Genomic DNA, 14,644 nt, shown 5'->3' with positions numbered 1-14,644 from the left:
TTCCTGATCGCTGGCAAGCTCAACTTCACTTCGATCAACCCGCATACTGCATAACCCATTTGAATTTCAAAAGAGCCACTGTTTTCCTGTTGCGCGCAGGCGAAATTCGCTGCGCAATTTTCCGTGGTTAATCTTGTGCCATCGGTAGTAGGTCACCCGTCGGGGGCATCGGACGTTGTTGCGAATACCTTCCCATCAGCTGAGTTCCAGCTCACCGGCATAAGCCCGTGCAATCTGTCAACGTAGTCGACCATCTCTCCAAGCCACGCTGCAAGGTCGGCGAAACGCATTTCATGTTCGTGCACCCGGACCCTATCTATGGTCTTGAGGGTCTGGTTGGGATTGACCGGATCATCGACCGGAATTTCGGGACCGGTCGACTGGATCATAATCGGCAAATCATCTTTGAGCTTGCCGGCCGCAAGTTCTTCCTCAATGTGCTGCATCTTGTTGCGCATCTTGCCGAGCAGCTCGCCCGCCGAGCCAAGGAAGCGAGGTTTGGGTTTCAATTCGCAAATCACCGCACGCTCACGGGCGGTGAGGTCCTGCCGTTTGCGCAGCTCGCGCATTGACCGCACGGCGAGGTACATGCCCCTGATGCACGACTCGAAACGGGAGATGCTGCGATAGAGATCGCTCACCTTCATCGTGCGATCGAGGCCGGGTGTCCAAACGCTGCGCAGGTGATGAGCAGCGGCGAGATAGTCTTCGCGGGCAGCAAAGACGCAGCGGACATACGTGGTTGTGAGCGCGACCACGGACGGGTTGTCCGAGAAGTGGCCGACGAAAATCTGCTTGCCCCAGTAACCTACGAAGGGGTCCGTCGGCGCGGGTACATCCGGAATGTCGAGCTTGATGAGCATGGTCGTGCGGCTATGGCGCTATTACGGTTTTCCTACCCGGCTGTCGCCAGATTGCCGGGATTGTTGAGTCCGGGACTGTCGCCACTCACACCGTGGTCTGAGCGTTTGGCAAACGGATCAGCACCAAGTTGTCGATCTTCGGGTGCGTGAGCCGCTTCTGTCTCGAATAGGTCGCGGACCACTGGATCTGCACCTCTACCGGGTCGAACGTCCTCCGCTCGAATTGTCCCGAGGCACTACCAATAAGGGACAGCGTGGAAAGCGGCACGCCCGGTGCGTCGGGCCCATAGTAACTCCGCGCGATGTCCGCATAGTTGCCGCTTAGCAGCCCGGGGGGCAGAGCCGTTACCTGATTGCCGGCCTTCCATGGGGGGCCGAGCGTGATGGCCTGGACCGGTGCGGGTGAAGGTCCGGGCACCCACACCATGACATAGCCCTCAACCGTGTAGGTGTTGACGAAGAACACACGCGATCCTTCCTTTTTCACCAGCCTCGAATGCGAAAGCGCGGGAGTCTCCATCTCCCAGTTCAGGTCCTTCGCCGGTGCCTTTATGTGGTCCCCGAACTGTTCCCATATGCGCTCAGGAACCTTGTTCCGCTTCAACAACGAAGGCGCGTCGGGCTTGTCAAAGTCAAACAGCAGCCTTGACGCCATTGCTTCAAGCTGCGTTGCGGTCGACGCGTCGACGTTACTGACCCGAAGGTTGATTTCATCGCACAGGGCTTCGATGTCGCCACGATCCGGGTGCCGCTTGTCCGCTCGTTCACTGCAGTACCAACGAGCCCGTCCTTCGATACCAGCACGGCCGTCGCCTTACCTGAGAGGCTATCGACCAGCTGGCAGAAGGTCTCGCACAGGATGGCGTCGCGAAAGCCCTTTTCCGTCTCGCCGTGTTGGAAAGGCGGAAGGCGGAACGCAGATCGGCGCGTCAGTTCCGGCCAGTCAACCCTGACTGGATCACACCGCATCACGCGCAAGTCCAGTTCCGTGAGTTGCGCCTGTATCTGCGCGTCGATCGCAGCGTGAATGCGCTCCTGCGACACATTCCAGTTTTCTCCGAGCAGCCGCTCGGCCTGCAGGGTCGGCTTCAATACCATACGGAACGCGTTGCGCATTTGATACTCGCGCTCCATCCTGACGACCTCGGGCAGCAGCCAGATGACATCGAGGTCTCCATGGCGTGAATGAGCCCGGATTGCGTCTGCGGCTTTTCGGCTGACGATGTGCTCGAAGCCCTCGGCCAAGATCGAGTTGCTGTCGAACAGGACGTGGAGCGTCGGTCGGGTACTTTTTGGTTGGCACTGTAGTCCTGCTTTCGTAGGCCGCACTCGGCCTGTGAGTCGGTTCATGGTTGCCCAGCTCGCCGGACAACTATGAAGCGGCTTTCGCGATCGGATCAATTACGTGGCCTTGTGGCCGATCCAGCCCCTCTCCTTCAGCTTTTTGTACGCTGCTTCAGCCAGCCGAACCACAAGTCTCGCTGTGCCATGATTTTCCGATATGTTTTTACCAACCGCCCGTTAATTCGTGGCGGAGTCCAACATGAAAGCATGTAAGCCATTCACATGCCGTCTTGAGCGTTGCGAGTTCCGCTTCCAAGAGATTATGGTCATAACGAAAGGCTTCTACGACTTCATCGTTGTCGTCAACGATAAAAAAGGCCTTCAAAAGACCTTGCTGATCGGTTTGCCAACTTCGGACCTCTTCCAGCGGCATCGGCTTGTTATTCGACTTCGCTGAGTTGTTCTCTGTCGGATATCGGAAGAACACCCCCCGCTTGTCCATTCCATCAATTTCGGCTATAGCCTTGTCCAACTCTGGAGGCGGTGGCAACCAAGCGGTTTTTGCGCGCGCTTCAAGCTCCACTCGCTTTGAAGTGAGCAACTCAATGAAAGCCCGGTACAGAACACCGAGATTGTGAATGCTGGTCAACGGTTTGGCTTTCCCATCTACCTGAACAGTGGGCAGCGACTTGTCTGCCACGACGAGCGACCGATGAGAAACGATAAGCACCGATTTGATGTACAGCTCTGCCGCGTGACGAAGTAGAAAGCATGTAGGGAGCTCGCGTTGAGCAATCGAGTCACGTTCTGCTGCCATGAGGGCCTCCGCACTCGCTTGGAAAGCGTGGGCCATTGCGCCGAAGCCATCGTCAGAGTGCTTGTCATACGGAGTCAACATCCAGTGCATCATCAGTCTCGCTTTCCGTTTTGCCAGTGATCAGTTGCGGCGCAAAGCGTCCTTCATTCTCTCTTCGGCGTCGGCACGCTGCTCTTCTGCCGTTAGTGCGACCCATTGATGGCCGCACTTCCGACAGACTTGAAAAAAATCACCTGACTGTTTGTCGTTGTAGCCCATAGGACGATCGAAGGTCTCGCACTTCTCACAGGTCTCGGGATGCCCACAAAGATATGAGCCAGCCGGAAGGGCCATCTCTCTTCCTTTTTCCTATGCGTCCCTATACCAATCTGCATAGCGAGCGGCTATGTGTACAAAATCATCCGCTTGCAATACTCCGAGGTCACGGCCGTTCGCCACGTCACGAACCACGGCTAGAAAGTCAGCGTGCAACTTCAGGTCGTAGTCCACCGCTCCAATCTTGCGCAGCGCTTCAACCGATTCCGCCAACTTGGTATCGACTACCCTCGGGAAGCCGCCGTAGTATCCGTAGACGATAGCCTGCCAGTGCGCCCCAAGGAGGTTGGCAAGATCGAGTTGTTGCGCGTGATCCATGTTTTCCGACCTCATTCGCTAAACGTGTAATCGCAGTCGTGGCAGTGAAGATTGTCCAAAATATTCTGGTCGACAAACTCCCCTGCTTTAGCACCGGCAAGCCCGAGAACAGCAGCACCTGCCAATGCAGCCGCGACAATCGGCCCTCCCGGCATCGAGGGTAGACTCGGGGAAAATTCCGTTTGCACGTTCGGGTCCGACGATACCGTTCTTGCGGCTCCTGCGCCGCCGAGTATTGCTCCTGCTCCCAGCCCTACCGATGCACCAATTTTCTTCCCAAGATTGCGCTTTTCAATTTTGTTACCGCCGCACTTTGGGCAAACGACTGGCATACTCGCTCCTTCTCTTTTTTCCGCTTTACTTGATTAACCGCAAGCCAGCCGACTTGGCGGCTTTCGCGTCGAACGTCGCCGTGTACTCGCAATGTGCATCATGGCAAATACGCTCGATCAGGCAGTCCGCGAAATCGGCCCTCGAGGAAGTGAACACGCGAAGGGCTTTCCAAACCGTTTCGGCAGCTTCGACGCTCAGCTCCTTGGTTCGGAGAAGCCCCTCAACCACCTTTGCAATCTGATCACGATCTGCCGCGTACAGGCTGGAGAGAACCCAGACGACTTCGACCAGAGCAACCTGCGTTACGTAACCAGGCTCGTCAGCCGTCAGCGATTCGATCAGCGCAGTCGCCTTCGGTGACTGCGTTGCGTCATCCTGCGCGATGTAGCGGACAAGCACGTTTGTATCGAGACCGATCATTAAGCACCAGCTCCGCGCGCCGCGATAGCAGCATTCATATCCTCAACCGACACAGGCTTTGCCGGTTTTCCCACAAGCCCCTTGAGCGATTCCACGGATTTTGTCGCAGGCACTATCTCGTAGCGACCGGTGGACTCGTTGAGGACGAATTCGATTCTGTCGCCGGTTCCCACCCCCAAATCGCTCCGAACGCCAACCGGGATCGTGACCTGGCCCTTCGACGTAATTGTTGCGGACGCCATGATATTCCCCTTTATTTCAATATTCCTTACTTTAAGGTAAGGCTTACCAAAGATCAAGGTCCGGACGCGGTTTTTGCCTCAAATTACTCCCGCGACAACCGCCGACAAGCGAACGGGATCGCTATCCACCAACCGTTTAACGGCAGATAGGCTGGAAAGTCCAGTCAGTTCCTGAATCAGCTTCAGCGAGCGGCCCTGCCGATGCAGCTTGACCGCGAACGTTCGCCGCGCACAACTCGCCGTGCCATTCAAGATGCCTGCCTGCTGATGCAGCCGCCGATAAACTTCTGTCAGCGACACACACGAATAGCTGATCGCCCCAGTTCGCGTTACGCGCCGTGTGAACGTGAACGCTGGCCGTCGCTAGTCAGAAAGAGCGACCGTGCGGGTCCAGTCCGCGATGCGCTGCCTTGCTCGTTGTGATGCCGTGGCCCTGAGCGAGCCTATACGCCAGGTACTGGTCGATGGCGCCCTGAACCTTCTTGCTGGCCCAAATGAGCGGCCGCTGCTTCCCGTTGAAGGCAATCTCGGCCCTTAGCAGCGATTCAATTCGCGGCGCGCCACTCGCAGTCAAGAAATCTGAGAGCGTGAGTTTCGCAGTTTCATTTGGCATCAACCCCGTGCCATATGCGGCCATCAGCAGGGCCACGTCTCGCTCTTTGCTTTGCCCTGAAACTGCCGCAACCTTGATCGCGTGGCGAATCTGGAAGTCCTCAATAACCTGCGGTTTTGCCATCTCGTAACGCCTGCATTTTTTTCGTCACTGTTACGAGAAAGTATGAAGAATAAGGGGCAGAAACACAACGCTGAGCGGCAATCCCGGGCACTTCCTCGGAAAAACCGATGCGTCGAGGTCGGAGCCAGCCGCCTCGCGAGTGCCTGGCCACCATGCGGGCCGACCAACCACGCGGAACGGAGCTGCGCTCGGCATGCTGTTTCGGATAGCCGAGGCAGCGATAGTCGTCCAGAAAAAAATCCCCGGGGTTATGGCCCCGGGGATTGTCGATAGAAGTTGCCGCACGCACATCAAGCCGCTGCGGCAAACAGGTCAAGCTGCGGCGAGACCGGCGCAAGCATCGCTGTGTGTTCCGCGTCGCTCACGCTGTTTTCGATCAGGTGGGCGTCCAGTTCGACCGGCGTCACGTTCAAACGCTGGGCGAGTCTGCTGAAATACTGCCCCCGCTTCGCCATCTCCTGATAACGCTGGGCCATGCCGACAGGCAGTCTCACGAAGCCTTCGTTCAGCCAGAAACGCGCCGAATCCATTGCGTCGTGAAGCTGCGTTTTCAACATGAACGTGGTGTCGTACGTGCAGGTCACGAACTCGCAAGCGGCTTCGGCATCCACCTCGAACTGCGCGGCTTCCTCGAAGTACACCGTTTGCTCGCCCGCTGACGTTCGCGCGTACCACCCTGCGCGGTCGGGGTGCCGATAGCGATTCCACTGCTCGGCATTTGCGTCCCGAAGCCCGACCGATGGTGCTTCACGGTCGTACTTACCTACCGGGTACCAGCCGTGCAATACGATGTCCGCCTTGGGCCGTGGCTCAACGTGAGGCACCGGGTATCTGCGACCCAGCACGTTGACGTCATGCCACGCTGCCATCGCGGGAAAAGCATGCGGTGCGTAGTGGTGCATCGACAGGAAGAAATCGATTGCCACAAGCTGCTGCGGCGTGACGAACTCAAACTGCGGGTCACACAGCATCCGGTTGTGCTCCGTGTCGGCAATGATGCCCGACGCCAAATCCCCCGAATGCTGTTCAGCCCTGTCCCGCTCGTTCGCATCGATTGAGAGGAGCATCTTTAACATGGCCATGCGCTCCAGGAATCGATAGGTATCGGCTTGAATCCGTGTGTACCCGGCATCGCTCAATGTCCTGCCCACCAGTTCACGGCGTGAGAGGTCCCACTGGATAGCAAGAAGATAGTTACGGAAGTCATTCAACGGCTTCAGGTGCGCGTGTTCCGGCTCCTGAATCATGAACTCCATCGACTTGTCGCGAGCGCCTGTGACAGCGCAGAAACTGCAGCCGAACCTGGAACCACAGGCTGCACGTGCGCCACTCTCGCCTGCTACTACACCGCAAACACCGCCATTACCAGCGCGATAGATATCCGAGAGTCGTGCGACGGTCGCAGGTTCCAGCGGGCTGCTGAACCCAAGCGAAGAATCCGCCATGCATCCCAGCATCGACCAGACATCGTCAGAGGTCCAGTCTCGGAGCGGAGAAAGTGACAGCGACCCCGAAGCCTGCCGTGTCGCGAGGTCAGCCTGCTCATTGCGCTCGGTCATTGCGGCGCGGCGGACTGCAGACTCATCGAGCCTGGTTCCAACGACGCTGATAATTTCCTTCACGCGGGCAGATGACGCCTGCTTTTCAAGACGCGCGCGAAGTCTGCCCTGTGGCTGCAATTTCCATGAATCGGCACATGCTCTCATCCGTTTGCCGTCCCCCACACCGTTTTCAGGCGTTCGGACCAGCGTGCCTCGCCCGATGGTTGAGACAACGAACTGTGAGGCGAGCGAAGGCTGTGTGACGTGGATCTCGACCGGCAGTCCGCTGTCTTCCACAAACATCGCGACCTCATCAAGCATCGCATGCAGGAAGTTCGCGGTACTCGGGTTCTCGATCGTTGTATCTGACGAGGTGATGTAATGCCTGACGCCAGGCACTACGTGCTTCGCGCGCCTGACTGCTTCGAGCATCAACACCATCGCACACGTACTGTCCTTGCCACCGCTTACACCAGCGGCCAGCGAATACCCCTGCTCGATATACGACTGCATCGATGCAATGGCGTTTTCCATCAGGGTTTGAATGTCATGGTCCATCGTTCGCTCCAAGATAAAAACAGGAGCGGCCCTTTCGGGATCCGCTCCCGAAAGGGTTAAAAAGCCATGTGTTCGTTACAAGTTCAGACCCAGACTTGCTGCCCGTGCCTCTTCGAGCGACTGGTCGGCCGCTGCGAAAAGATCAGGCTGCCGAGTCGCCCAGTCTAGCCGTGGCAACGCGTTGGAATAGCGGCTCGGCCCGCTACCGTCGAAGCTGTCCGCACCGGCGGCCGCACAGATGTGAATGCGGCGCGCCGAGTTGACCCGACCGACATGCAAATGGCAATTGCGTCGACGCGCGAGTAGCCCCCACGCTTCGGCTGTCGATTCCTTCCACTCGGTTGATCCGCCGATGAAGATTCCAACGACGGGCGAGAGATATGGCGCGACGTCCTCCAGTTGCATTTCGTTTTGCACGGCAATGAGCAGTTGCGAGGGTATGCCTCGCAGACGCTCCATCCACCGCAATGAGAAGTCGAGCGACGCGAGGCCGCCCTGAACGACATCGGGAAGGGCGATCCAGTCAGCGCGCTCGCCGAGTTTGTCGACGACCGCGAGAAACGCGGAGTCGTCAAACGGCTCGCTTCGCTGGTAAGCCGTCCACGCGCCGTTGTCAATCGCGTAGCGCATCCCTTCGGTACGGTGCTCGCCCTTCGCCGAAACGAGGAGACGCCAGCCGGCAAGCGCCAGCGCGTCGAGGTTGCGGCGCGTGCCAGTACGACTCGCATAGCCCACCATCGGTGGGCGGTGCATGATCAGACGCTCCTCAACCTCGGGATCATCGTCAGCGCTGCCATCGACGCAGTAGTAATCGGCGTACGCCATTACCGCTTGCGACCAGCCCTGCTTCTCGCCACTTGCATACGGCGCCAGCCAGCGAGGTATCGCGGCCGCCGCGGACGGTGGTGCTGCATCAACCATACAAACTCCACAAGTGAATGCGGAGCGACCCCGGCGGGATCGCTTCCCGCGAGGTCATAGAAAAATAACGAGGCTGTGTCGCCGTTAGCGGGCCCGGTAAGGCTCGCCCTGCGACGTCACTGCCTTCCAGTCATCCAGATATGCTTTTGCAATCTCAGGATGGTTCGATAGCACCAGCACGTTTTCCGAATTCACGCGCGCGGCCGCCTGGCTGTAGTTATACGAACCGGTCTCGACCGTCGCGTTGTCCACTACCAGGAACTTGCTGTGCTGGATGGGGAATGCGCGAACGACAATGACCGGCACGCCTGCATACGCGAGTGCGCCCATTGCGGCCGCAGCTTTTCCACTACGGTCTTCGTCGACGTTGCTACGGTAATCGACAGTGACTGCCACGTCCACACCGCGCCGCTTCGCATCGAGCAATGCTCTAACGACTGGCGGCGCAGTGAACGAGTAGGCCATCATTCGTATCGACTGCCGCGCGCTATGGATGGTTTGCAGCACAAGCTGCTCCGCATCGCCGTCCGGCGAAAAGGCGACCTGTACATCATTTGTCGCGCTGAAAGCAGGTTGCGTCCATAGCAGGCCAGCGCCCGCTACCAGCGCGCCGGCCACCGCCGCCCACAATCTGTTTTTTCATGGGAGGCTCCGTGGTTTACCGGAAAAAGCCCCGGCCCTGAGAGGGCCCCGGGGCGTTGCAATTCCTGCTCAGGTGCAGGTCTTCGGATGACTGCGCGGATACATGATCAGCCTGCCATCCGGGCAAACGCGAAAGTCGCCGGGCTCACCTCGCGGGGCCTGGACGACGATAGCGGGACAGGCGCTTACGGCGTGCGCCTGTGGCTGCGCAGTGCAGGCGCAAAGCGACGAGGAGCCTGCTGCGACAAGCAGCATCAAAAGATTTTCCATCGTGGTTTCTCGAAGAAGGGGAAGGTGCTCCGCTTACGCGGTGCGCAGATCAGAAGGGTCGGCCGCATGGACAGTGACCCACTTGCCATCGACAAGAACGTCACGCAGAAGCGAGCCGTTCAGGACATAGACGTGAGTGTTGCCAGACCGAGGCAGGGCAGAACGAACGGACACGGTCACCGTTTCAGTACGGATTCGGGTCTTTTGATTGATTGACATAGGCGTTTCTCGTAGTGAAAAAGCGAGAAACGCCCTGTGGGGGCGCTCCCCACAGGGTTAAAAAAAGTTGCGTCACGCGGCCAGTGACTGAACGTCGATCACGGCGTCGGCCTCGCTGACAAGGTCGGGCGTTTGCGAGATAAAAAACTCCCGCTCATACCCGCCCTGCCTCAGCACCTCCCGCTTCATCCGCATGAACTGCAGCTTGCGCTGCGGATCGAGCGGACCATCGGACTCGTCACTGAAAAGCGTCTGGTAAGGCTGACCAGTGTTCTGCGCCTGATAGAGCGCAATGCCACGTGTCAGACACTCGTTGATCCAGACCTTCTGGCCACCGGACATCACCGACACCGACTTGGTGCTATCGGCTTCCGCGTCATGCACAAGGATCTCGAAGCCCTCACGCAGTTCGCCGTTTGCAAGCGCGCGCTGCGTGCGGATCTCGACCGTGAAGCGTGTGCCGTAGCAAGCCAGCAGCAGCCTGTTGACTGTGTCAGCCAGTGCGGGACCCACGTCGTCGATCGTCAACGCTATGACGCCGTCGTTCCCGAGCCCTTTCGCGAGCAGCTTCCACTGCGCAATCTCATCGGAAAGCCGGTCGGCGCGCCGTTGCGTAGCAGAAAACCCGTTCAGGTCCCTCGCCAATCCGTCAGCTTCAGCTTGCAGCACCGTCTGGGCGCGGATCGCACCTTCGATCCCGCCCTCGAGCGCGGCGACTGCTTCGCGAATTGCAGCCAGTTTCCGGTCGGTCTCTGCGATTGCGGCCGTCACATCGACAGCTGCAAGCTGCTTAGACTCCTGCTGGATTCTGGCCATCTCCGCCGTCATACGTGCCTTTTCAGACTCGTATCGGGCAGCTCGCGCAGCCGCTTCTTCCGCGACGTCCCTAAGTTCCGCGTTGGCGGATTCGAGGCCCGCCGCTGCAGCCTCAAGGAGTGGCTTGCTAGCAGCGAGTTCAGTCGCCGCCTGCAGATCACGTCGAGCGTCGCTCAGGGTGCGGGTCAACACAGCAAGTTCGCCGCGCCTCGCCGCAAGCTCTGCGACAACCGGAGCTAGCAGGTCGGCCTGCGCTTTCTTTTCGCGATACTGCGCACGAAGTTCGGCGACCGACACACGTTGCTCTTCTGCCTGCGATCTCGCCTGCAGCGCCTGACTGAGCAGCGGACACGTGGCATGCATCGCATGCCCCACGCACGGCACCTGGTCGACGACTGCGGCCTGCTTCGTCAACGTCTCGAAGTGGGCGGCTTTCGTCTGACCCTGCGTCATGAGGCCCGAAAGCGCGGTCTGAAGCGTCGCATGACTGACCTGCTTCACTTCCAGATCGGCGATCACCCGCTGCAGAGGCTCCAGCTTTGCCTCCTCGCGGCCGATTAGCAGTTGCGCTGCATCGCGCTTCGCCGCCGCTCCCAGAATCACTTCCTTGCGGGCAAGCGTCGCCTGATGAGTCGTCACCGTCTGCTTCAGGGCATTCACGCGCTGCTGGGTCCGAGCGGCTGCTGCCTGCTCATCGCCATCGAGCGTTTGCACGCCCTTGACCAGTTCTTGCGCGCGGACCGACAGTTCACGCAGACGAGCTTCGGCAGTTGCCGATTCGCCCACCTTTGCGGCCAGCGTCGCACGCTCCTGAGTCAGCTTCGCAGCTTCCTCAAGCTTCAGATCGCGTTGTGCACGCGTATCGCGTAGAAGTTCGCCCTGTGCAAGCACGGAGCGTTCGACATCCGCCTTACGCTGCCGCTTGCCCGCGAGTGCAGTCAGGTCCGTCTGGATCTCATCGAGCGCACGGCCAAGAATCTTCGCGACGTCGCCGGCTTTCGCCGACAGCGCCTTCAGGTGTTCAATGCCGAGCATCTCCGCGAGCAGCGTCTTGATCTCTCCCGCGCCATACGACGCGAGCGGCCGCCGGTTCTGCGCGGAGAAGACACTGGTGAAAAAGCTTTGAAGCGAGCCGTTGATGGCTTCGACACAGCGGTTATACGTCGCCGCCTTGCCGTCCGACACTGTGCCGTCGGGCAAAGTAACGGGATGCCACGCGCCGTCCGATCCACGCCACGCAAGGTAGTACTCAGCCTTGCCTGTCTTGCCGGGCTTCCTGAAAGAAAACGTCGAGCGGTAGCGGATGCCGTCGTGCTCCCACTCAAGCTCCTTCAGCGCACTGGTGCCACAGATGTGGTCCCAATACGAAAAGGCATCGACCGAAAGCATTGAGGCATGCGACGGCATGATCGGATACGGATGGAGGTTATCCATGATCGTTGTCTTGCCCGCCCCGTTAGGGCCGACAAGCGCGATCAGGCCTTCCGGCAACGACTCCAGATCGAGTGTGACGCTCTCGCGCCTCATCCCGTCACGAACGCCGTAAAAGCCTTCGAGCGTCAGTTTCAGAGGCCGCATGACGACACCTCCATCGATTCGGACATTGCTGCCATACGCGAATAGAAGGCGACATCGTCATCGTCGGGAAAAGGCTCGACCATCGGGTCGACTCTCTCTGCAACCGCCACAGGCGCATGAAGCTTGCCTGCGATTGCTGCCTCGACTTTTTCACAGGCTCGGGCAAATTCGCGGCGGGCACACGTGAGGAGTTCGTCCCACCCGGCATATCCGGTCAGGGTACGAATCTCCAACGGGGACCACTGCGTCGCCATGCCCGTGTGATACGACCAGAGCAGGTGCTGCATTTCAACGGCAGCCGTGACAACGACCTGATTCGCGCCAGGCGTCGTTGCACGCAGGACGAGCATCGGGCCGGACTGCGCCAGCACCGCCCCGCGATCCTTACCGTAGGGTTGGTGAAGAATTGCGGACGTAAAGCCAGCATGGTCGACGAGTGACTTCTGGATGTCGCGCACGTCCTGATCGTCCAGGGCGAACACGCGAACCCACTCAGAACCGGCAGGATAAAGACCAAACATGATTGCACTCCGTTGTTGTCAGGCGGAGTGCGCCCGGTAGGGATCGCTCCCCGCCAGGATAAAAGAAAATGAAACTGCTGAGAAAGGTGAAGCAACGACTACATCGATGCGTCGTAAGACGCGGTGAAACCTCGTTTCGATAGCTGCGATAGCTATCGGAACAGGGCTACTGTTCCACTGCAGGAGAGCCATACCGGCCCCTCCCGCATTCGGGCAGCAAACTACGCTGCAAACAGATCATCTTCGAGCCACGACTTCTGCGCTGCGGGCACGACCTCGACCGTCGCATCAGCCACCGTATCGCTCTCCGACGAAGAGACTGGCTCAGGCAGCGATGCCACAGCACCGTCGCCAACAGCAGCACTGCCTACCTCATCATCGGGCAGGCCGGCAAGCACGGCGGCAGCAATCGCCTCCGGATAGCCGGACTCGAGCAACCGGAACCGTTCAACGATCGCCGCAGCTTCAACGTTCGCATGCTCGGCCCACCGTTCGATCTTGCGGTCGACCGTCGGCTCGATACTGATGCCCAGCGATCGCGAGCGAACGACCGGCAGGATGCGCGGTTCGAGCTTGAGAGCCGACGCGCCAGCGAACAGCGCTTCGATTGCGTCCCGGTCTACCGATTGACGATGCTCCTCGTCCACCTGCCAACGAACCCGAACGAACTTGTCGCCTGCCTCAGCAGCAATGGCAGCGAGTCGCTCCATGTCCGGAGGGCCGTCGAAGTCAACGCAGACCGTCTCCCGCGCCGGCGTTGGAACAAGCAACGCTCTCGCGTTCCCCGTCTCAACGTCCCACGCCAGATAGCCTTTGTCACCTTCTTCGCCGTAGTTAAACCGGCCAGGGGAACCCGCATAGGCAACAACACGGCCACCGCGCTCCCACTGCTGCGACTTGTGAATGTGGCCCAGCATGAAGGCATCGCATTCGGCCTCGAACAATGCACCGAGTGAAAACTCGTGATCGAAGCCCGCCATCGTGACGCCATGCTCAGTCGCGCAACCGTTGACCGTGCCGTGCGACACTCCGACCGTTCGAATGCCTTCTGCCCGAAGCCGTGCATTGATGCGCCCAGCCGCTGCCAGATAGTCACCCAGCACCGCCTCAAGCCCGGTTGCTGCATTCTTCCCGCCGACCGCGGCCGCCAGTTGCCCCTTGTTGACAGAGGGCAAACAGGTGAACACAACGTCGGCGCCAAGAGTGAGGACGCTACGCAGTTCTTCTTCGTTGAACACGGGACCCGCCGATCCGAAGAAATTTCCTTCGAGAAGGCTGACCTGCTGCACGCGTTCAGCGATGAAAACAGGATGATTTGTTCCCATCAAAGCGAAGTTGCGAAGCGTTCCTGGTGGCTCGTGAGAGAACGTGCCCTGAAGCATCAACACCGGCATGGAAAGACTCAGGTGATTGATGTTCCATGCCAGCCGGTTCAGGGCGGGCGCATGCGCATCAAGCCGATGATCAGTCGAGTCGCCGGAAATAACTGCGACATCCATGCAGCGATTCATTGCATCTTGCACTGAGAAAGAGAAACACCGGTCAGCCTCATCGAGGTTTTCCGGCGAGTAATGCAGGTCAGACATGTGAGCGATTTTCACGTCGCCTCCTGAAAAGAAAAAGGCCGCCCGTGGGCAGCCTCAATGGATGGTGCGCCAGGTGGCGCAGTCGGAAAAGTCAGCAGGACAGGGTGTCGCGCACCTTCATCAGCGTGATACCGAGCAGGTTCGTTCCACGCCAGTTCGCCTTGTCGAGAATCAGCGGGTCGCGCTCGCCCAGTCCCACGCCCCAGATCCGGTCGTAAGGACTGGCTTCGACGAGCTCGGTCGGTGCCGTCGCCAGAAGCAGCGAGCGCAATCCCGGGTTCTGGGCAAACTTCTCCCGGCACCCGACATAAACGATCGACTCGCGCTTGCCTTCCCACGTCGCAAGGTCGAAACCTTTCACGCCCCGTCCGATCGCCTTCTGATCTTTGGGATGACGCGCCGCGAGAATTCCTGCCGCTGCATTCTCATTGCCAACCAGCTTGGCTTTGGAAAACATCATGAACTGTTCTACCGAAGTGAAGTCCACGCCGTGATAACTGAACCGGCACGGATGCCAGTTGCTCAGCGCGTCATCAGCGCCGAAAAACAGCGTGAAGTTGTCTACCTTGCGCATCGCTGAATGCTCCTAGCAGGCTGTTGAATTTCGATCCCGCGTAAACGGGATCCTGGGGCCGAACGTTATGGATATTGTGTTCATGATCTT

The 14,644-nt window shown here is 59.1% G+C and carries 18 protein-coding genes; all 18 read right to left on the bottom strand.

All coding sequences use genetic code 11. The features are described 5' to 3' along the window. Positions 1 to 152: 152 nt before the first annotated feature. Positions 153 to 863 carry a hypothetical protein gene (locus EVC45_RS41390; protein WP_129963870.1) on the bottom strand — a complete coding sequence of 237 codons (711 nt, stop codon included), beginning with the start codon at positions 861 to 863 and terminating at the stop codon, positions 153 to 155. 85 nt (positions 864 to 948) lie between these two features. Beyond that, complete coding sequence (locus EVC45_RS41385) at positions 949 to 1,518, bottom strand: hypothetical protein (protein WP_129963869.1); 570 nt, start codon at positions 1,516 to 1,518, stop codon at positions 949 to 951. Continuing rightward, positions 1,464 to 2,213 carry a PIN domain-containing protein gene (locus EVC45_RS41380; protein WP_306770862.1) on the bottom strand — a complete coding sequence of 250 codons (750 nt, stop codon included), beginning with the start codon at positions 2,211 to 2,213 and terminating at the stop codon, positions 1,464 to 1,466. Before EVC45_RS41380 ends, EVC45_RS41385 begins: the two co-directional genes overlap by 55 nt. A 157-nt stretch (positions 2,214 to 2,370) precedes the next feature. After that, positions 2,371 to 3,057, bottom strand: coding sequence for a hypothetical protein (locus tag EVC45_RS41375; protein ID WP_129963867.1), 687 nt, complete (start codon positions 3,055 to 3,057; stop codon positions 2,371 to 2,373). Between the two features lie 27 nt (positions 3,058 to 3,084). Then, a complete protein-coding gene (locus EVC45_RS45950; RefSeq protein ID WP_168991647.1) occupies positions 3,085 to 3,222 on the bottom strand; it encodes a hypothetical protein in 138 nt (45 codons plus the stop codon). Positions 3,223 to 3,312: 90 nt separating this feature from the next. Beyond that, positions 3,313 to 3,597, bottom strand: coding sequence for a hypothetical protein (locus EVC45_RS41370; RefSeq protein WP_129963866.1), 285 nt, complete (start codon positions 3,595 to 3,597; stop codon positions 3,313 to 3,315). An 11-nt stretch (positions 3,598 to 3,608) separates the two neighbouring features. Continuing rightward, positions 3,609 to 3,929 carry a hypothetical protein gene (locus EVC45_RS41365; protein ID WP_129963865.1) on the bottom strand — a complete coding sequence of 107 codons (321 nt, stop codon included), beginning with the start codon at positions 3,927 to 3,929 and terminating at the stop codon, positions 3,609 to 3,611. Positions 3,930 to 3,954: 25 nt separating this feature from the next. After that, entirely contained in the window at positions 3,955 to 4,350 is a 396-nt protein-coding gene (locus EVC45_RS41360; RefSeq protein WP_129963864.1) for a PIN domain-containing protein, read from the bottom strand. Next, positions 4,350 to 4,592 (bottom strand): AbrB/MazE/SpoVT family DNA-binding domain-containing protein, encoded by a 243-nt coding sequence (locus EVC45_RS41355; protein WP_129963863.1) that lies wholly within the window; start codon positions 4,590 to 4,592, stop codon positions 4,350 to 4,352. Before EVC45_RS41355 ends, EVC45_RS41360 begins: the two co-directional genes overlap by 1 nt. A 367-nt stretch (positions 4,593 to 4,959) precedes the next feature. Continuing rightward, positions 4,960 to 5,328 carry a hypothetical protein gene (locus tag EVC45_RS47300; RefSeq protein ID WP_248295467.1) on the bottom strand — a complete coding sequence of 123 codons (369 nt, stop codon included), beginning with the start codon at positions 5,326 to 5,328 and terminating at the stop codon, positions 4,960 to 4,962. A gap of 290 nt (positions 5,329 to 5,618) precedes the next feature. Then, the gene (locus EVC45_RS41345; RefSeq protein ID WP_129963862.1) at positions 5,619 to 7,427 is read right to left on the bottom strand and encodes a phosphoadenosine phosphosulfate reductase family protein; all 1,809 of its coding nucleotides are present in this window, start codon (positions 7,425 to 7,427) and stop codon (positions 5,619 to 5,621) included. Positions 7,428 to 7,502: 75 nt separating this feature from the next. Beyond that, positions 7,503 to 8,348 carry a hypothetical protein gene (locus tag EVC45_RS41340; RefSeq protein ID WP_129963861.1) on the bottom strand — a complete coding sequence of 282 codons (846 nt, stop codon included), beginning with the start codon at positions 8,346 to 8,348 and terminating at the stop codon, positions 7,503 to 7,505. Between the two features lie 84 nt (positions 8,349 to 8,432). Beyond that, complete coding sequence (locus EVC45_RS41335) at positions 8,433 to 8,855, bottom strand: phospholipase D-like domain-containing protein (RefSeq protein WP_306770861.1); 423 nt, start codon at positions 8,853 to 8,855, stop codon at positions 8,433 to 8,435. A gap of 438 nt (positions 8,856 to 9,293) precedes the next feature. Then, positions 9,294 to 9,479 carry a hypothetical protein gene (locus tag EVC45_RS41325; protein WP_129963859.1) on the bottom strand — a complete coding sequence of 62 codons (186 nt, stop codon included), beginning with the start codon at positions 9,477 to 9,479 and terminating at the stop codon, positions 9,294 to 9,296. Between the two features lie 72 nt (positions 9,480 to 9,551). Beyond that, positions 9,552 to 11,873 carry an SMC family ATPase gene (locus EVC45_RS41320; RefSeq protein WP_129963858.1) on the bottom strand — a complete coding sequence of 774 codons (2,322 nt, stop codon included), beginning with the start codon at positions 11,871 to 11,873 and terminating at the stop codon, positions 9,552 to 9,554. Next, entirely contained in the window at positions 11,861 to 12,394 is a 534-nt protein-coding gene (locus EVC45_RS41315) for a hypothetical protein (RefSeq protein WP_129963857.1), read from the bottom strand. The genes EVC45_RS41320 and EVC45_RS41315 overlap by 13 nt, the downstream gene beginning before the upstream one ends. A 221-nt stretch (positions 12,395 to 12,615) precedes the next feature. Then, positions 12,616 to 13,995 carry a metallophosphatase family protein gene (locus EVC45_RS41310; RefSeq protein ID WP_168991646.1) on the bottom strand — a complete coding sequence of 460 codons (1,380 nt, stop codon included), beginning with the start codon at positions 13,993 to 13,995 and terminating at the stop codon, positions 12,616 to 12,618. 76 nt (positions 13,996 to 14,071) lie between these two features. Then, the gene (locus EVC45_RS41305) at positions 14,072 to 14,554 is read right to left on the bottom strand and encodes an NADAR family protein (RefSeq protein ID WP_129963856.1); all 483 of its coding nucleotides are present in this window, start codon (positions 14,552 to 14,554) and stop codon (positions 14,072 to 14,074) included. Positions 14,555 to 14,644 lie beyond the last annotated feature (90 nt).

It is taken from the genome of Paraburkholderia sp. UYCP14C (assembly GCF_004197395.1).
Lineage (GTDB): Bacteria > Pseudomonadota > Gammaproteobacteria > Burkholderiales > Burkholderiaceae > Paraburkholderia.
The sequence above is the reverse complement of the archived record's forward strand: the minus strand, read 5'-3'. Positions and strand labels throughout refer to the sequence as shown.